This window comes from Nocardia sp. NPDC050697, assembly GCF_040654395.1.
GTDB lineage: Bacteria > Actinomycetota > Actinomycetes > Mycobacteriales > Mycobacteriaceae > Nocardia.
In genome coordinates this window covers 16,681-31,118 of sequence record NZ_JBFAHY010000011.1, presented here as the reverse complement: position 1 = coordinate 31,118, position 14,438 = coordinate 16,681, and the positions used below count along the sequence as shown (strand labels likewise).

Sequence of the window (14,438 nt, the reverse complement as noted above, 5' to 3'; positions counted from 1 at the left end):
CGTATTCTATGCTTTCCATCCTTGCTGACGCATCCATTTGATTGCCTTCGCCTTTGCGTCTCTTGTGTTGTCGCCGGATGGAATCTTGAGCCAGCCACGACGGATCGCCTCTAGCTCTCCGCGCTGACGAGCGGTCATCTCCGGCTTCTTGTCCTCTGTCACATCGGTATCCATGCTTGTTTCTTCCTCTTCAGGTTGGATTCGCCCCGGCCCTTTGGCCGAGGTCGTTTGGGAAATAGGTCATCGCGCCATCTCCACACCGGCACACGCCCGTCCTGACGGCACACGTCCCCGTGCCTACTTCGTGGGCTTCTCGGATCGGTGAAAGTGACGACGACCGGCCAACGGCCCGGTTCGTCTCGGGACACGTCAGACCCGCCCGCGCTCTCTGAGCTGCAACTGAACGTGCGGGTGAACCGCACCCGAGTTCACCGCGCCCACCAGCGCGGAGCGGTCAAGGTAGGTGTAGTGCTCGGTCTCGTCACGGAAGTAGGCCGCTCGCTCCGAGACCAGCGCCGACAGATCCTTTGTGGTCGGCAGCCAGACCACCGCGCCGTTCCGAGCCGTCCAAGCAAGGAACTCGGCCGTGTCGGCAGGCCACGGCAGAGCATCGCTGTAGCCGAACCGGGGGTGTAGCGAGTCGAGGTCTTTGAGCACCGCGTAAGAAGCGGTGCGGTCGTTACTCTTGCCCGCTCGAGCGCTCTGCCACAGATCGGCATGACCTGTGAGCATGAGCTTGGTCTGAGCAGACCGAAGCGCCTCGTACCGCTTCCCGGCGTCGGCCAACGCCGCCCACTGAACAGCCTTGCCGCGGTCGACCGCCTCTGCGGCTGTGGCTGCGCCCTCCAGGCCGCTGACGGCCACGCGGACGGCCGAAACAACTTCGTCCATCTGTCGGCCCAGGCCGGACAGAATGTCGTCGGTGGAGTCGGTAGCGAGTAGTCGAGCCGGGCGGTTGCCTCTGCCCGGAGCGTGTTCACCGCTTCGAGCTGAGCGGCAAGCGCCTGCCGCTCCGTGTACTCGGTCCGGATCGAGTCGAGCCAGCCGCCGGGCACCTGCCCGGACTCCAAAATGGCGTCCATGTCCAGCACGGGACCGTGCTCGCTTTGTCGGCTGTTGAGGTCCGCCAACATCTGATCCGCGGTGCTGAGCACCTTCGCGGACTCGGTGAAGCCGGGGACCGCGTACAGCTCGGTCATGATCAGGTTGTCCCGGGTGTAATTTCGCAGGACGGGCGAACTCGCGAAGTTCACCGCGATAGTCGGCACTCCGGTGCCGCTCTTCTTATTCATTGGTTGTCTATCTCCTAGTAATGGCACGCCTTTATTCAGGCACGCCCGTATTGCCGCTTATCTTCGATTCTGACGGCCTTTCTCCGGCCCGGGGTATATCTCTGTGGTACCCCCACCCCCGGGTCATCGCTGCGTGAGGCCCGTTTGCCCGAGAGTGACATTCGGGGCCGGTGGGGGGACTCCTCCCCAGGGGTAGGGCCCTGACTCAGTAGCCGCTGAGCCTCACGGCCTGGACGCTTTCAACGTCCACGGCCCACCACTCACCGAACATTGGTCCGGGCTGTACTGAATTCTGCCTTCCGACGTTCGGAGCGGTTGTCGTCACTTGACGTTTCTTGGCCGAAGTATCGGCCGTCTTGTTGTCATTCATGGTGTCTCCTCGACATGGCAAAGAAGCCCGGAAATGGCTTCTAACGATTTACCCCTACCCGAGTGCGGGAAATAGGGATTGAGTCCGCCAGCGTGGACGCTGGACGGCAAAGATTGCGCTTGTGCGCTAGCGCGTATACCGCGCTTCGATAGTTCGACTATGCGGCCGAGCGATTACCCCACGGTTCAGGGAGTCGGCTTGTATCGGACTGGCCTACTCGCTTGTAGCGCTGACGGAAGATTTCCCAAGACTCATCGAACGGGAGAATCTTGCACTCGTCTTCGATTTCCTCTTCGGGAAGTTCCTTCTGCTGTTGAGAGTCGTACCACTGCGCGAACCTTGCGCGTTGCTGTTCCTCGGACAGTTTCGAAATTCGCTTGTGTTCAGCTAGCCAGCTAGTCACTTGAGTTCTCCTATAGCCACTGCCGAGAAGTCGGCAGCGGTTGTGGTTTGTGTTCGGTCCGGTTTCCGCGGCTTGAGTTATAGCGCCGATGGGCAGCTTTTAGCTCTCCGAGAAGGTGACCTCCCTTCGACCGCGGTATTACGTGATCCGCTGTCCACGACATCGGATCGGTGTATGGCAATGTCGTGTCGATTTCGAGCCCACATAACCAGCACACGCGGGACCGCGCCCGAAGGCGGTCCCGCTTCTGCCGGTACGCCCGGTTATCGAGTCCGGGGGGTCTACGCAACCCCCTACGCCTTCGTGTCACGAGAAATCGAACTCGTCTCCCTCGACGGCTCTAACCATTCGAAGCGCTGCGGCACAGTTACGTCGGTAGCGGGAGTCATTGGCGCGTTTGCACATGCGGCAATGACCCGAAGAATATCTAGACCCCGGTCCCGTGATCGGGTGACCGGCACGGCACATGTTCATCTGGTCCCCTTTCGTGGACTTTGACAGCACGGTCAAATGACCGCAAAAAGAGAAGGCACCCCACACGGGATGCCTTGATTCAGAGTTGAAGGGTGGACACTCGGAGAGGAGAAGGCAACGAGTGTCCACCCGTAGGCACGGGAGCCAGAAGCGGAGCTATGAGCCGCAGAGTCTCAACCGTGCACGGCACCGGTACGGAACGGTGCCGAGAATGAGAGGGGAACCCGGTCCGCGGTGTCCGTGGACCGGGTTCGCGAAGAGCGTCTAGGTTTTACCCCTCTACCTATCCTATGGGTTCTACAACCCGGATATTTTCACTCATTTCCCCAGGTCGCCTCTTATGGCGTGACGAAGGTCATAGGAAGTATTTTCATGACCTGCGAAAACGGGAACCGCTTTCAGCGTGTCGCCCGATCGGCGTGTCGCTTTTCGTGGCGGAACCCGAGCTTTTCCCCTACATATATCCTATGCCTGTTACACCCCGGAAGAATCTCGGCGTTTCCCCAGGTCGCCGGAAATGCGGTGATCGAAGTCACAGGAAATCGGTGGAAGTGAGGCACGGCGCTCTACCCCCTCTATTAATCCTATGGGTGTTACAACTCCGAAGAATTCGAGCGTTTCCGCAGTTCGGCAGAATTCGCGTGAGCGAAGTCACTCGATATTTTTCTTAATGCACGCTGTCACTGGCACCGTAGAAGTCGAGCAGGTCTCGGTACTGAGCGGTGCTGATCCGCGCCAGTTTCCCATCCTCAACCCTGCCGATCGTCTGCTTGGACACCTCGATACACAAGCCCGCTGCGAGCTGGCTCTTCCCCGAACCGTCCCGCAGATCCCGCAAGATCCGACCGAGTGCCCGTCTCGGAAGCGTTGAGCCTGCCATCCGTCTTCCCTCCCTACACAGAGTAGGTCCACCACGGGCCGGGTCGTGACGGACCGCCCCGCGACGGACCCGTATTTGGTGGACCGTCCCTGGCTGGACGCCCAACATATTCGGTGGAACATCCTCGTTGAGCAGTCTATAGACCGCGAATTTGGGTTGTACTGGATTGGCACCCCTACGGCGAGCAGTCGGGGGCCGTAGGGAGTGCCAGACCAGGGAGGAATGTCTATGTCCAGCGCACTGCCGCAACGATCGCCGTTCCCGCGGCAGACCAGCGAGAGCCGGGCGCTACCGCTTCCCGTGCTGGTCCACTTCGCCGCGGTACTGCGCGAGTGGGCCGACACCCCCGAGCCCTCCCCGGGTGAGTTGAGCCGGACTCGCTCACCCGGGGAGTTCACGACTCCTGTCTCTCTGCGCGAAGCGCTGGAGATGGCGCGGTGACCGCCGAGCAGTCGCCGGCTCCTGGCGAGCCGGACGTTCGTATCTCGGTAATGGTCGGTACCGGACTCGGGAGCGTCGAACTCCGGTACCGCGCTTGCGTCACCGCCGCAACGGCATTCCTACGTGAGATGACAGGCCGCACCGACATGTGCGCCGCACTGAGCGGCAATCCGAGCGCCGACCTTCGGCGGCTCCCGAACGAAAGGTTGTATCTCCTGTGAGCCCAACGGACGGCGCTCCGGTGTCCGGAGGAACGCCGAGCGCGCGAGAACATGCGTGCGGCTCAGGCCGCTTGGTACGGGGCCGGAGAGCCCGAGACCGGCCCCACGGTGAATGCGCTGGACAGAGCCCGCGAAGCGCTCGCCGCGCTGAACGTGCCCGAAGGGCAGGGCTCGGAGTGAGCTACCTCGAGCCCTGGACCTTCGCGCTTCTCGTCCTCGGCCTGGTGACGCTCTGTGCGCTGGCCCTCTACCCCAACGACAACGACGACCGAACCGGAGTCGAATATGCCACCTTCGACCACCCCCACCAGCACGACGGAGCCGAGCAAGACACCTCCAGAGCGGACGCTGAGGGAGTACGACGAAGCATGGAACAACTTCAATACCGCACTCGGCCGATGGTTCCGGTCTCCCAAGCCGGAACCGCGCGAGGTCCGCGAAACGCTCATGACTACGCGGGCGCGGTTCCTCGAAGTAGCGGCCAGCGGCATTCGGCTTAGCTCCCGATAGGCGAAGATTATTGGGCGTCGGGAGGTCGCCACTGCTTCTAAGCGCTTGCCGCAGACACTCATTCTGAGGCTTTTACGGCGACTCGTCGGGTCGATGGACGCGCTCAACCTCGATCCGTTTCGGTTGCGGCAAGTCGCTCATCTCAATCGGGGACGGGGCCAGGCCGAGTTCTTTCGCCGCAGTTAGAGAGAGTAGATGATCTTTAAGCTGCGGATCTTGCACTAGAGCGATTAGTTTGGTTGCGCGCTCGAACGCGGTATCATCTCGAATATCCTGCCGCACCTCCTTCGCTTCTGCCGTTATGTGGTTGCGGGCCTTATACGCGTGCACTGTGAGCGCCCCGCCTCCGGCGGCGACAACGAGACCGCTCAAAGTAGTCAAGAGCGGCGCATAATCGAACGTGCCGCCTATATTTGCGACCATAAGTACTGCACCCCAGAGGGTGACAATAGCCGCTGCCGAGGTGAACAGCAGTGCGAGAACGAACGTCGTGGTCGTGAGGCGCAGAGATGAATTCAGAAACTTGAAGAAGAATGCCTGACGCTGCTGAGACGTAGTAGGATTAGTATCTTGATTTATTGTCTGGTTGCCGCCGCTTTGAACAGTAATTATGTTATTGCGACCTCCGACATTCACGATTGGTCGCTGCCTTTCGGCGCGAATGTAAGCGTCTTTCCACGGCTGTTGGTCGTCTCCGTGGATGCCCAGGCCATTTAGTATGACCGCAAAGTCTTCCCTTGACGGGACGCGTATCCCGTCAAAAATCTGGTCAGCGCGCAAGAATGTCAGATTGTTCTCCTGCGTCAGAAATCTCACGGAGAGACCCTTTTCCATTCGAACTGTGTTGAGTCGTTGTTGCAATACAGCAAAAGTATCGACCCCGTGCAACCTGCGCTCGTACGTTTCGCGCTCAGACATGCTCCAATTATCCACCGCGAACCCTGATCTGGCCAGAGCGCGCGCTGAGCGCACGGTTCAAATTCAACCGGCCCGGGTACGTCGTTGTGGCGCTGCCTGCCGCCAACCCTCACGCCCTGCTACTCCTCCAGCGCCCGCCGCGCATCCGCCGCCAGCAACCACCACACCCCACAACCGTAGCGCCGCTACGTAGCCCCGCCCCGGCCTCAGATCCCCGACCGACGGCACCACCACGGCGCATGCCTCCAGCCCGCTGCACCTCGAGCCCGAATGGCTCGCCGGCGCGCCCTACCGCGGGAGGAGGACCATGCCGTCTTCATCGGTGATGTGGACGGCACCGATCTCGTTGACGAAGAGCAGGACCGGGCCGGGAGCGCCCAATCGCTCCCGGAGGAAGGCATAGCCCTTCCGTGCATCGAATTGCGAAAGCATGAGATCCCTTTTCGGTGAAAGATTGAGAAGGCTCGGCCACGCTTATCGGGTATTGCCGGACCCGTGGCCGCATTTGCGTTTCTGCCGAGCCTTAATGCCCCGCCCTACTCTCAGGTAGGGCGGAGGCCGAAACTCGCTCAGCGAGGCAGATAGCAGGCCGGAATGACCTCTGCTATTCCTCGATGAGTTTCACCCTTTGGTCGAGATACTTCCCGGGACGCAATTCGGACCGGATGTCGAACTTCAAGCCGTACCAAACGGCATTGAAGGTCTCGTCAAGGTCCATGCCCTGACATTCTTCAAGGATGAACCGCTTCGCGCGGTTCCTCTTCGTATCCCAGGCACCAAAGGGGTCGTTTTCGTCCCCTTCGATATCGGCCGGAGCATCCGGCCGTACCACCCACCGGAACCGGGTATTCGCCGGTTCCGCGGAGGCTGAGCCGATAGGCGAAAGCCGATTGACTCCCTCCGGCCGAACTTCCCGGTCCGGCCGAAGGCCGTTCTCCCCTATAGGTACTTCATTAGGAAGTGCACTTCTAGGTGCACTTCTAAATTGACTACTTAGGTGCCGGTTTTCCCGGTTGAGGGATACCGCTTTTTCCGGTACCCCGGTACCGGCTTTACCGGTAGGGTCCGCCGGAGGCGGGACCGATGCCGACAGCTCCGCCACCCGCTCAGGGGTGAATGGAGTGTTCGTCATCTGCAAGTGCCAGACCTCGAAGCTTTGCCGCGTGTTGCCCGGCTTGACGTGTGGTTGCCGTACGAGCCAGCCGTTCGCTTGAAGGCTGCCGAGAGCCGCTCTCACGGCCTCCGCGCTCATGCCGAGCGCTTCCACCACGGCAGCCGCCGACTGCCGGTAGCCCTCGGTGTGGGACCAGACGTACACCGCGACCGCTCGCCCGGCGGTCGATACCCGCTTGTCGCGGGCAAGCTCTATCGGGACAGAGGCGTACACACGAGCACCTTCCGGCGTCTCGCCGAGAGTGCCGTAGTGCTTGACTTCGAATCGGTTATTGGCTTGTGGGTTCAACGTTGGGACTCTCTATAGTTCGAGTGATCAAGGTATGAAGTTCGCGGAGTTCGTCTCCGTCGAACAGTAGGAATCTACTGGTCCCGCTCAGCGTGACCCGGTATCGCTTCTTTCCGCTCCGGGAGTCCCAGCGCGAATCAAGCTCTACGCTCATTTTCTATCTCCAGTTGTATCGGGGGCGGGGGATGTCTACACCCGCCCCCGGGTGTTTTCGTCTGCCTACAGAGCGGCTAGGCCGCTCTGCTGCCAATCCAGCACATGGTCTGCACAGCCGCAGACTTGAACATGTCCGAGTCGGAAATATCCCGGGTCGAGATCACCCGCTGCTCATGCGCCGCCAAGTAGTCGGCCACCGGCCGGTACAGGTACCCGGTCTCCTCGATCAGGGCGGAGCGGAGCACCACCAGGACGGCGATAGCGCCGTCCCGAATGATATCGGCTTGCAGGTACGGGAACACCTCCAGCTCGAAGGCCGGGGCGGAGGTGGCGTTACGATCGGCCACGGTGGGTCTCCTGGTGGTCTGGCACGACAGTGTTCCGGGGGTTCTCGCTCGCCGGGGAGCTGTTCGCGCAGCTCCCCGGTTTCTGCGGAATCACTTGCTCGGCTCTCCGACTCTGACTATCTCCGATTGCCTCCGGCGAGAGAACGAGGAAGAGATCCGCCCGCTGACGGTCTGCCAAGGATGCTTGCCCGTCGGGTGGCCCAAGTTCTCCATCAGTGCCTCCGGGAAGACGACGGCATAGTCGAGCCAACCTGGGTTGTCAGTAGTGCGCTTGCCTTCGATGCCGGAAAGGCAGAGGAAGACCTCGACGCCGGAGCGCTTCAAGAGTTCGCGTCGCTCATCCGGTTCGGAGCCGTCCCAAGCGGCGCGGTAGGTACCTCCCGTAGGCCGGTAGTCCCATCGCGCTTCACGCGATGGCGTGGCTTCCAGCTCGACAATCCGCGTGTCCAGCGCGCTGATCTGGCCTTGGATGCGCTCCCGGACGGTAGCGGAGGCTGCTCGCTGGAGTGCGCGGGTCAATTCGTCGATGCCCGTGATTGCTTCCCGAAGTTCAGCTTCCTTCGAATCCCCCGGCACCCAAACACGTTCCATGATCTCCACGTCTCCGATGACGTCTAACACCAGTTCTTCCACGATCATCTCTGCGAAGTCGGCGCGGATGTCGCTGGTGTCCTTGTTCTCGCACCGGTAGTACCGATACTCGATGTCGCGGGCCACTTTTCGGGAGTGGTGGAGAGACAGCCCGCAGGACAGGCAGTGAGCAACACCGGCAAGCGGGCTGAGTCGGCTCTGACGGCGACCGCGGGCAGCGGCCTTCCGACGATCCAAGGTCGCTTGGATCAGCTCCCACTCGTCAGCCGAAACCAGCGGCTCGGCCAACTGAACCGGCATCCCGCTGTCGTCGCGGACTACTTCGCCCCCGTGGTGTACGTAGCCGCGGAGCGCATCGCTTCGCAGCATGTTCCGCAGGGCGGTCAGGGACCACTTCGCAGGCGCGTTCTTCTTCAAGGCTCCAGGCTCGATATCGGCACGAAGAATGGTCGGCGCTCCGGCCTTCACCGTGGCGTAGTAGCCGACCGGTGTGAGAACGCCGTCACTGTTCAAGTCCGAGACGATTCGGCTCATGGCCTTGCCGTCCACCACCTCGTCAACGATCCGGCGAACCAAATCAGCGGCAGTAGTGTCCACTCGGAGCCCCCACCCCTCCCCTTCACCGCGCTTGTACTTCGCGTAGCCAAATGGAGGGCGACCACCCGCCCAGCGCGCGGAGTCACGGAGCTTCCGCCTCGACCCGCGCTGACGCTCTCTGATGGCCTCCAATTCGCCCTCGGCGAGTCCGGCTATGACGTTGGCAAGCATCCGCCCGGCCCAGGTACTCAGGTCGATGGACTCCGAGCAAGACACCAAGGTCTTGCCGTTCTCGAGACACCAGCCGAAGAGCTTGTTCAGCTGGATTGCGTTTCGCCCGAGCCGGTCGAGCTTCCAGGCTGCAAGAACGTCCCATTCCGGGTGCCGTTCGTTGAGCCACGGCCCCAACTTCGGAGCTTCGAAGGGATCGATCGATCCGGATACGTCGATGTCCTCTGCCCAGCCGACCAAGGTGTGCCCGTTGGCATCGGCCCACTGTTGGATGATTTCGCGTTGCCGCTCGATGCTGGTCGATTCCTCGGTCGACCGAGACAGGCGTAACCTGCCCAGTACTCGAAGGTTTCCGCTGGTCGCTGCCATGATCTGAAAGTACCCCACTGTTGTGTATAGGTTGATGTTCCACGAGCCGTGCATTCCGCCGAATACCGGCAATGCGATCCGCCTGGTCGCGGGGACCGGGTGTGAGCTGCATCTGATCGAGCCGCTCGGTTTCGATCTCTCCGAGGCGAAGCTGCGGAGGGCGGGGTTGGATTACCACGATCTGGCGTCGGTGCGGGTGCATGCGGATCTGGCGGCGGCGTTCGGGTTCATCCGGCCGGAGCGGGTGTGGGCGTTCAGTACGCAGGGGGAGGTGCGGTATACGGATGTCGCCTATCAGCCGGGGGATGTGCTGTTGTTCGGGACCGAGCCGACGGGGTTGCCGGAGGAGGTGCTCGCCGATCCGCGGGTGACCGCGCGGGTGCGGATTCCGCTGGTGCCGGGGCGGCGGTCGATGAACCTGTCGAACGCGGCCGCGGTGACGGTGTACGAGGCGTGGCGGCAGCAGGGGTTTTCCGGCGGGGTCTAGGTGATCTCGAAGCGTTTGTGGCGGGAGGTCGCGCCCGCGGTCAGGCGGACCGCCGACTTGGGGACGCCGAAGTGGGTGGCGAGTAGTTCGATGGCGGCGCGGTTGGCCTTGCCCTCGGTGGCGGGGGCGCGGACGTAGAGCTTCAGGGTGCCGTCGTCGAGTTGCTCGACCAGGGGGCCTCTACGGCTGTTCGGGGTGATCGTCGCGTGGACGGTCGGCATCGGGGGTGTCCTCGGCGGGCTTGGCAGGGGTGGAATCCGGCTGGGGCGGCTCGGCTTTCGCCGAAGTCGCGCCGGTGGACGATCCGGCTGCGGCCGGTTCGGGCTCGGCCCATGCCCTGCCCGGCGCCGGGTCGTTGCCCGGGCGCGGGGCCGCGGGACGGCGGCGGCGGGCGGCGCGGACCACCGCGAAGATCAGCCCGCCGAGCACCGCGAGGAAGGCGAGGGTGGGCAGCGCCTTGCCGATGAAGACGACCGCGTCGCCGAGCCAGTCGACCAGACCGTTCCACCCGGCGACGATCCCGCCCCAGAAGCTGGTCGGCTCGTCGTCCGCCGCCGGATTCGCCGCGGGGGTGGTGACCGAGATACTCAGGGTGGAGAGCGCGACCTGATCGTCGAGGAGCCGCTTCTGCGAGACGAGGCTGTCCAGCTCGCCCTGGCGGGAGGAGAGCGCCTGCTCGGCGGCGATGAGGTCGGCGGTGTTGGTGGCGCCGGCGATGAGGGCGCGCAGGCGGTCGACCGAGGTCTGCAGAGCGCGGATGCGGGCGTCCAGGTCTTCCCACTGCATGGTGACATCGGCGCGGTTCAGGCTGACCCGGGTGACGCGGCCGACCTGGCCGAGGCCGTCGACGAAGGCGTCCGTGCGGTCGCTCGGCACCCGGACGGTGAGCGAGGCGCTCGGCCCCTGCGGCACGGGGCGGTAGCCGGAGTCGTTCTCGTCGGTGCGCGGCTGCTCGGTGCGGCTGTCCACCCGGCCGTCCAGGGCGCGCACCCGGTCGGCGATCACCCCGGCGGTGGCGATGGGGTCGTCGGCGACCAGCGCGACGTCGCCGGTGACGACCTCCTTGCGCGCGGTGTCCGGCGCCTGCTCGTTGTCGGAGGGCGCCGGGGCGCCCTGCTCACGGAACCCCGGCGGGCTCACGGCGGGCCCGGCGATCGAGGAATCGGGGGCGCCCGAACCACTTTCGGACCCGTCCGCACCGCAACCGACGAGCAGGGCGAGCCCGAGCAGCCCCGCGCAGAACACCGCAACCTTCCGCATGACCGGCAGCGTAGCGGGCCGCTATCGGAAGTCCCGCGACTTCGATGCCATCCGCAGGTCCAGCGGCTGGAGATGCTCGGCGACCACGCTCACCGCGCCCTCGGCGTTCTGCACGAGGCCGCGCACGATCAGCGCGGAGGCGCTCTGCGCGAGCCGGCGGTGCCGCTGCCACAGCCCCACCGAGCAGACCACGTTCACCATGCCGGTCTCGTCCTCCAGGTTCATGAAGGTCACCCCGCCCGCGGTGGCGGGGCGCTGCCGGTGCGTCACCGCGCCCGCCACCAGCACCCGGGTGCCGTCGCGCACCGCGAGCAGCCCGGCGGCGGGGCGCACGTCGAGGCTGTCCAGGTAGGCGCGGAGGAACTCGGTGGGGTAGCTGTCCGGGGAGACGCCGGTGGCCCAGACGTCGGCGGCGGCCAGCTCCAGCCCGCTCATGCCGGGCAGCGAGGGCGCGGCGGTGGCGGCGCCGATGCCGGGCAGCCGGTCCGGCCGCTCCCCCGCCGCGGCGCCCGCCGCCCAGAGCGCCGAGCGGCGCGGCCCGGCCAGTGCGCCGAGCGCGCCCGCGGTGGCCAGCGACTCCGCCTGCGGCACGGTGAGTTCGACGCGGCCGGTGAGGTCGGTGAAGGAGGTGTAGGGGCCGTCGCTGTCGCGGGCGGCGACGATCCGGGCGGCCAGCTCGTCGCCGATGTGCCGCACCGCGGCCAGCCCCAGCCGCACCTCGGTGCCGCGCTGCTCCAGGGTGGGCTCGGCGCGGCTGGCGTTCACGTCCGGGCCGTGCACCGCCACCCCGTGCCTGCGGGCATCGGCGACCAGCGACTGCGGCGAGTAGAACCCCATGGGCTGGGCGCGCAGCAGCCCGGCGCAGAACGCCGCCGGGTAGTGCAGCTTGAACCATGCGGAGTAGAAGACCAGCGCCGCGAAGCTCTGCGAATGGCTCTCCGGGAAGCCGAAATTGGCGAAGGCGTACATCTGCTCGTAGATCCGCTCGGCCACCTCGCCGGTGATGCCGTGCTGCTTCCGCATTCCGGCGAAGAGCCGATCCTTGAGCCGCTCCATCCTGGCCCTGGAGCGCTTGGAGCCCATGGCCCGGCGCAGCTCGTCGGCCTCGGCGGCGGTGAACCCGGCGACGTCGACGGCGAGCTGCATGAGCTGCTCCTGGAAGAGCGGCACCCCGTAGGTGCGGTCGAGGGTGGGGCGCAGCGCCTCGTGGTCGAGTTCGTAGGGCTCGCCGTTGCGGCGGCGGATGTAGGGGTGCACCGAGCCGCCCTGGATCGGGCCGGGGCGGATGAGCGCGACCTCGACCACCAGGTCGTAGAACTCGCGCGGCTTCAGCCGGGGCAGCGTCGCCATCTGCGCGCGCGACTCCACCTGGAAGACGCCCACCGAATCGGCCCTGGTCAGCATGGCGTAGACGGCGGGCTCGCCGAGGTCGATGGCGTGCAGCTCCACGGTCTCGCCGATGTGCTCGCGCACCAGGTCGATCATGTAGTGCAGCGCGGAGAGCATGCCGAGCCCGAGCAGGTCGAACTTCACCAGGTTGATGGCGGCGCAGTCGTCCTTGTCCCACTGCAGCACGCTGCGGCCCGCCATCCGGGCCCACTCCACCGGGCAGACGTCGGCGATCGGCCGGTCGCAGATCACCATGCCGCCGGAGTGGATGCCGAGGTGCCGGGGCAGCCCCTCCAGCTCGGCGGCGAGCTCGAGCACGTCGGCGGGGATGTCGGTGCCGGTCTCGGCGGCGACCCCGGACCACCGGCTCACCTGTTTGCTCCAGGCGTCCTGCTGGCCGGGGGAGAAGCCGAGCGCCCGCGCGGCGTCCCGCACCGCCGACTTGCCGCGGTAGGTGATCACATTCGCCACCTGCGCCGCGTTCTCCCGGCCGTACCTGGCGTAGACGTGCTGGATGGCCTCCTCCCTGCGGTCGGACTCGATATCGAGGTCGATGTCGGGCGGGCCGTCCCGCTCGGGGGCGAGGAAGCGCTCGAAGAGCAGGTGGTTGCCGACCGGGTCGACATTGGTGATGCCGATGGCGTAACAGACGGCGGAGTTCGCCGCCGAGCCCCTGCCCTGGCAGAGGATGCCGTTGCGGTGGCAGAAATCCACGATGTCGTGCACCACCAGGAAGTAGCCGGGGAACTTCATCCGGCCGATCACCGCCAGCTCGTGCTCGATCTGCGCGTAGGCGGGCTCGTTCCCCGCGCGCGGGCCGTAGCGCCGCGCCGCCCCCCGATAGCTCAGCTCGCGCAGCCAGGACAGCTCGTCGTGGCCGGGCGGGACCTCGAAGGGGGGCAGCGTGGGGGCGATGAGCCGCAGGTCGAAGGCGCACTCGCGGCCCAGCTCGGCGGCGTGCGCCACCGCGGCCGGGCAGTCGGCGAAGAGCTCGGCCAGCTCGGCGCCGGAGCGCAGGTGCGCACCGCCCGCCGCGGCCAGCCAGCCCGCCATCTCGTCCAGCCCGCGGTTGGCCCGGATGGCGGCCAGCGCCATGGCGCGGCGGCGGTGCGCGGGGGCGGCGAAGTGCGCCCCGGTGGTGGCGAGCACGGGGAGCCCCACCCGGTCGGCGAGGGCGATGAGCAGGGCATTGCGCTCGTCGTCCTCCGGGATGCCGTGGTGGGTGAGCTCGACGCTCACCCGATCGGCGCCGAAGCGCTCCACCAGGTCGCGCAGCGCGGCCTCGGCGCGCGGGGTGCGGGTGTCGCGGGCGAGCACGTCGAGGGAGAGGGCGCGGCGCACCGTGCCTTTACGGCAGCCGGTGAGGATGTGCCAGTGCCCGCCCGCCGCGGCGGTGAGCGCGTCCAGGTCGTAGCGAAGGATGCCCTTCTCGCCCGCCGCCAGGTGCGCGGCGGCGACCTCGCGGGAGAGCCTGCGGTACCCCTCGGCGCCGCGGGCCAGGACCAGCAGGTGCGGGCCGGCCGGGTCGGGCTCGCCGGTGCGCGGCGCGGAATCGGGGGCGTCCGCGTGCCCGCCGACCGCTCCCCCGGTCGGCGCGGCCTCGACCGCCGGACCCCGCGCGCCGCGGCTGCGCAGGGCGGGGCCACCCCCCGAGCGGTCGCTGCGCCGCGCGCCGCAGCCGGCGACCGGGGGACGCCCCCGCTCCGGCGCGGAGCCGAGCGAGAGCTCGACGCCGAAGACGGTGGGCAGCCCCCACTCCTTGGCCGCCTCGGCGAAGCGCACGGTGCCGTAGAAGCCGTTGTGGTCGGTCAGCGCGAGCCCCGAGAGGCCGAGCCGCACGGCCTCCTCCACCAGCTCCTCGGGGTGCACGGCGCCGTCCAGGAAGCTGTACGCCGAGTGCGCGTGCAGCTCCGCGTAGGGCACCGCGGCGCCCGCGGGCGCCGCCGGCCCGGCCCGGTACTCGCCGCGCCGGCGCGACCACGCCGGGCTGTCGCCGCCGTCGCCCGGGTACATGGCCGCCGGGTCGGTGCGCCCCGACCGCCCGGAGAGCACCCGCTCCATCTCCGCCCAGCTGGGCGGGCCGTGATCCCAGCCCACGGC

The 14,438-nt window shown here is 66.0% G+C and carries 12 protein-coding genes; 1 reads left to right on the top strand and 11 read right to left on the bottom strand.

All coding sequences use genetic code 11. From position 1 onward, the window contains the following. Positions 1 to 6: 6 nt before the first annotated feature. The 8 genes from AB0H71_RS30000 to AB0H71_RS29965 form a co-directional block, all read right to left on the bottom strand. Positions 7 to 174, bottom strand: a complete 168-nt coding sequence (locus AB0H71_RS30000; protein ID WP_357027504.1) for a hypothetical protein — start codon at positions 172 to 174, stop codon at positions 7 to 9. A 195-nt stretch (positions 175 to 369) separates the two neighbouring features. Next, complete coding sequence (locus AB0H71_RS29995; protein ID WP_357027501.1) at positions 370 to 891, bottom strand: hypothetical protein; 522 nt, start codon at positions 889 to 891, stop codon at positions 370 to 372. A 606-nt stretch (positions 892 to 1,497) separates the two neighbouring features. Beyond that, complete coding sequence (locus AB0H71_RS29990) at positions 1,498 to 1,662, bottom strand: hypothetical protein (protein ID WP_357027498.1); 165 nt, start codon at positions 1,660 to 1,662, stop codon at positions 1,498 to 1,500. A 1,544-nt stretch (positions 1,663 to 3,206) separates the two neighbouring features. Next, positions 3,207 to 3,419 carry a helix-turn-helix transcriptional regulator gene (locus AB0H71_RS29985; protein ID WP_357027495.1) on the bottom strand — a complete coding sequence of 71 codons (213 nt, stop codon included), beginning with the start codon at positions 3,417 to 3,419 and terminating at the stop codon, positions 3,207 to 3,209. Positions 3,420 to 4,663: 1,244 nt separating this feature from the next. Further along, positions 4,664 to 5,509 (bottom strand): hypothetical protein, encoded by an 846-nt coding sequence (locus AB0H71_RS29980; protein WP_357027492.1) that lies wholly within the window; start codon positions 5,507 to 5,509, stop codon positions 4,664 to 4,666. A 604-nt stretch (positions 5,510 to 6,113) separates the two neighbouring features. Beyond that, on the bottom strand, positions 6,114 to 6,971 hold the full coding sequence (locus AB0H71_RS29975) for a hypothetical protein (protein ID WP_357027489.1): 858 nt from the start codon (positions 6,969 to 6,971) through the stop codon (positions 6,114 to 6,116). Positions 6,972 to 7,201: 230 nt separating this feature from the next. Continuing rightward, entirely contained in the window at positions 7,202 to 7,474 is a 273-nt protein-coding gene (locus AB0H71_RS29970) for a hypothetical protein (protein WP_357027486.1), read from the bottom strand. 90 nt (positions 7,475 to 7,564) lie between these two features. Then, a complete protein-coding gene (locus AB0H71_RS29965) occupies positions 7,565 to 9,202 on the bottom strand; it encodes a recombinase family protein (RefSeq protein WP_357027483.1) in 1,638 nt (545 codons plus the stop codon). A gap of 22 nt (positions 9,203 to 9,224) precedes the next feature. Between AB0H71_RS29965 and AB0H71_RS29960 the strand changes: the two genes are divergently transcribed. Next, the gene (locus AB0H71_RS29960) at positions 9,225 to 9,689 is read left to right on the top strand and encodes a tRNA (cytidine(34)-2'-O)-methyltransferase (protein ID WP_357027480.1); all 465 of its coding nucleotides are present in this window, start codon (positions 9,225 to 9,227) and stop codon (positions 9,687 to 9,689) included. Here AB0H71_RS29960 and AB0H71_RS29955 read toward each other — a convergent pair. From AB0H71_RS29955 to AB0H71_RS29945, 3 genes are read right to left on the bottom strand one after another with little or no spacing between them, the layout of a single operon-like run. Next, a complete protein-coding gene (locus AB0H71_RS29955; RefSeq protein WP_357027477.1) occupies positions 9,686 to 9,910 on the bottom strand; it encodes a DUF167 domain-containing protein in 225 nt (74 codons plus the stop codon). The two genes, AB0H71_RS29960 and AB0H71_RS29955, sit on opposite strands and share 4 nt — an antisense overlap. Beyond that, on the bottom strand, positions 9,870 to 10,949 hold the full coding sequence (locus AB0H71_RS29950; RefSeq protein ID WP_357027474.1) for a DUF4349 domain-containing protein: 1,080 nt from the start codon (positions 10,947 to 10,949) through the stop codon (positions 9,870 to 9,872). Before AB0H71_RS29950 ends, AB0H71_RS29955 begins: the two co-directional genes overlap by 41 nt. Positions 10,950 to 10,970: 21 nt before the next feature. Then, entirely contained in the window at positions 10,971 to 14,435 is a 3,465-nt protein-coding gene (locus AB0H71_RS29945; RefSeq protein WP_357027471.1) for an error-prone DNA polymerase, read from the bottom strand. Between the last annotated feature and the right edge of the window lie 3 nt (positions 14,436 to 14,438).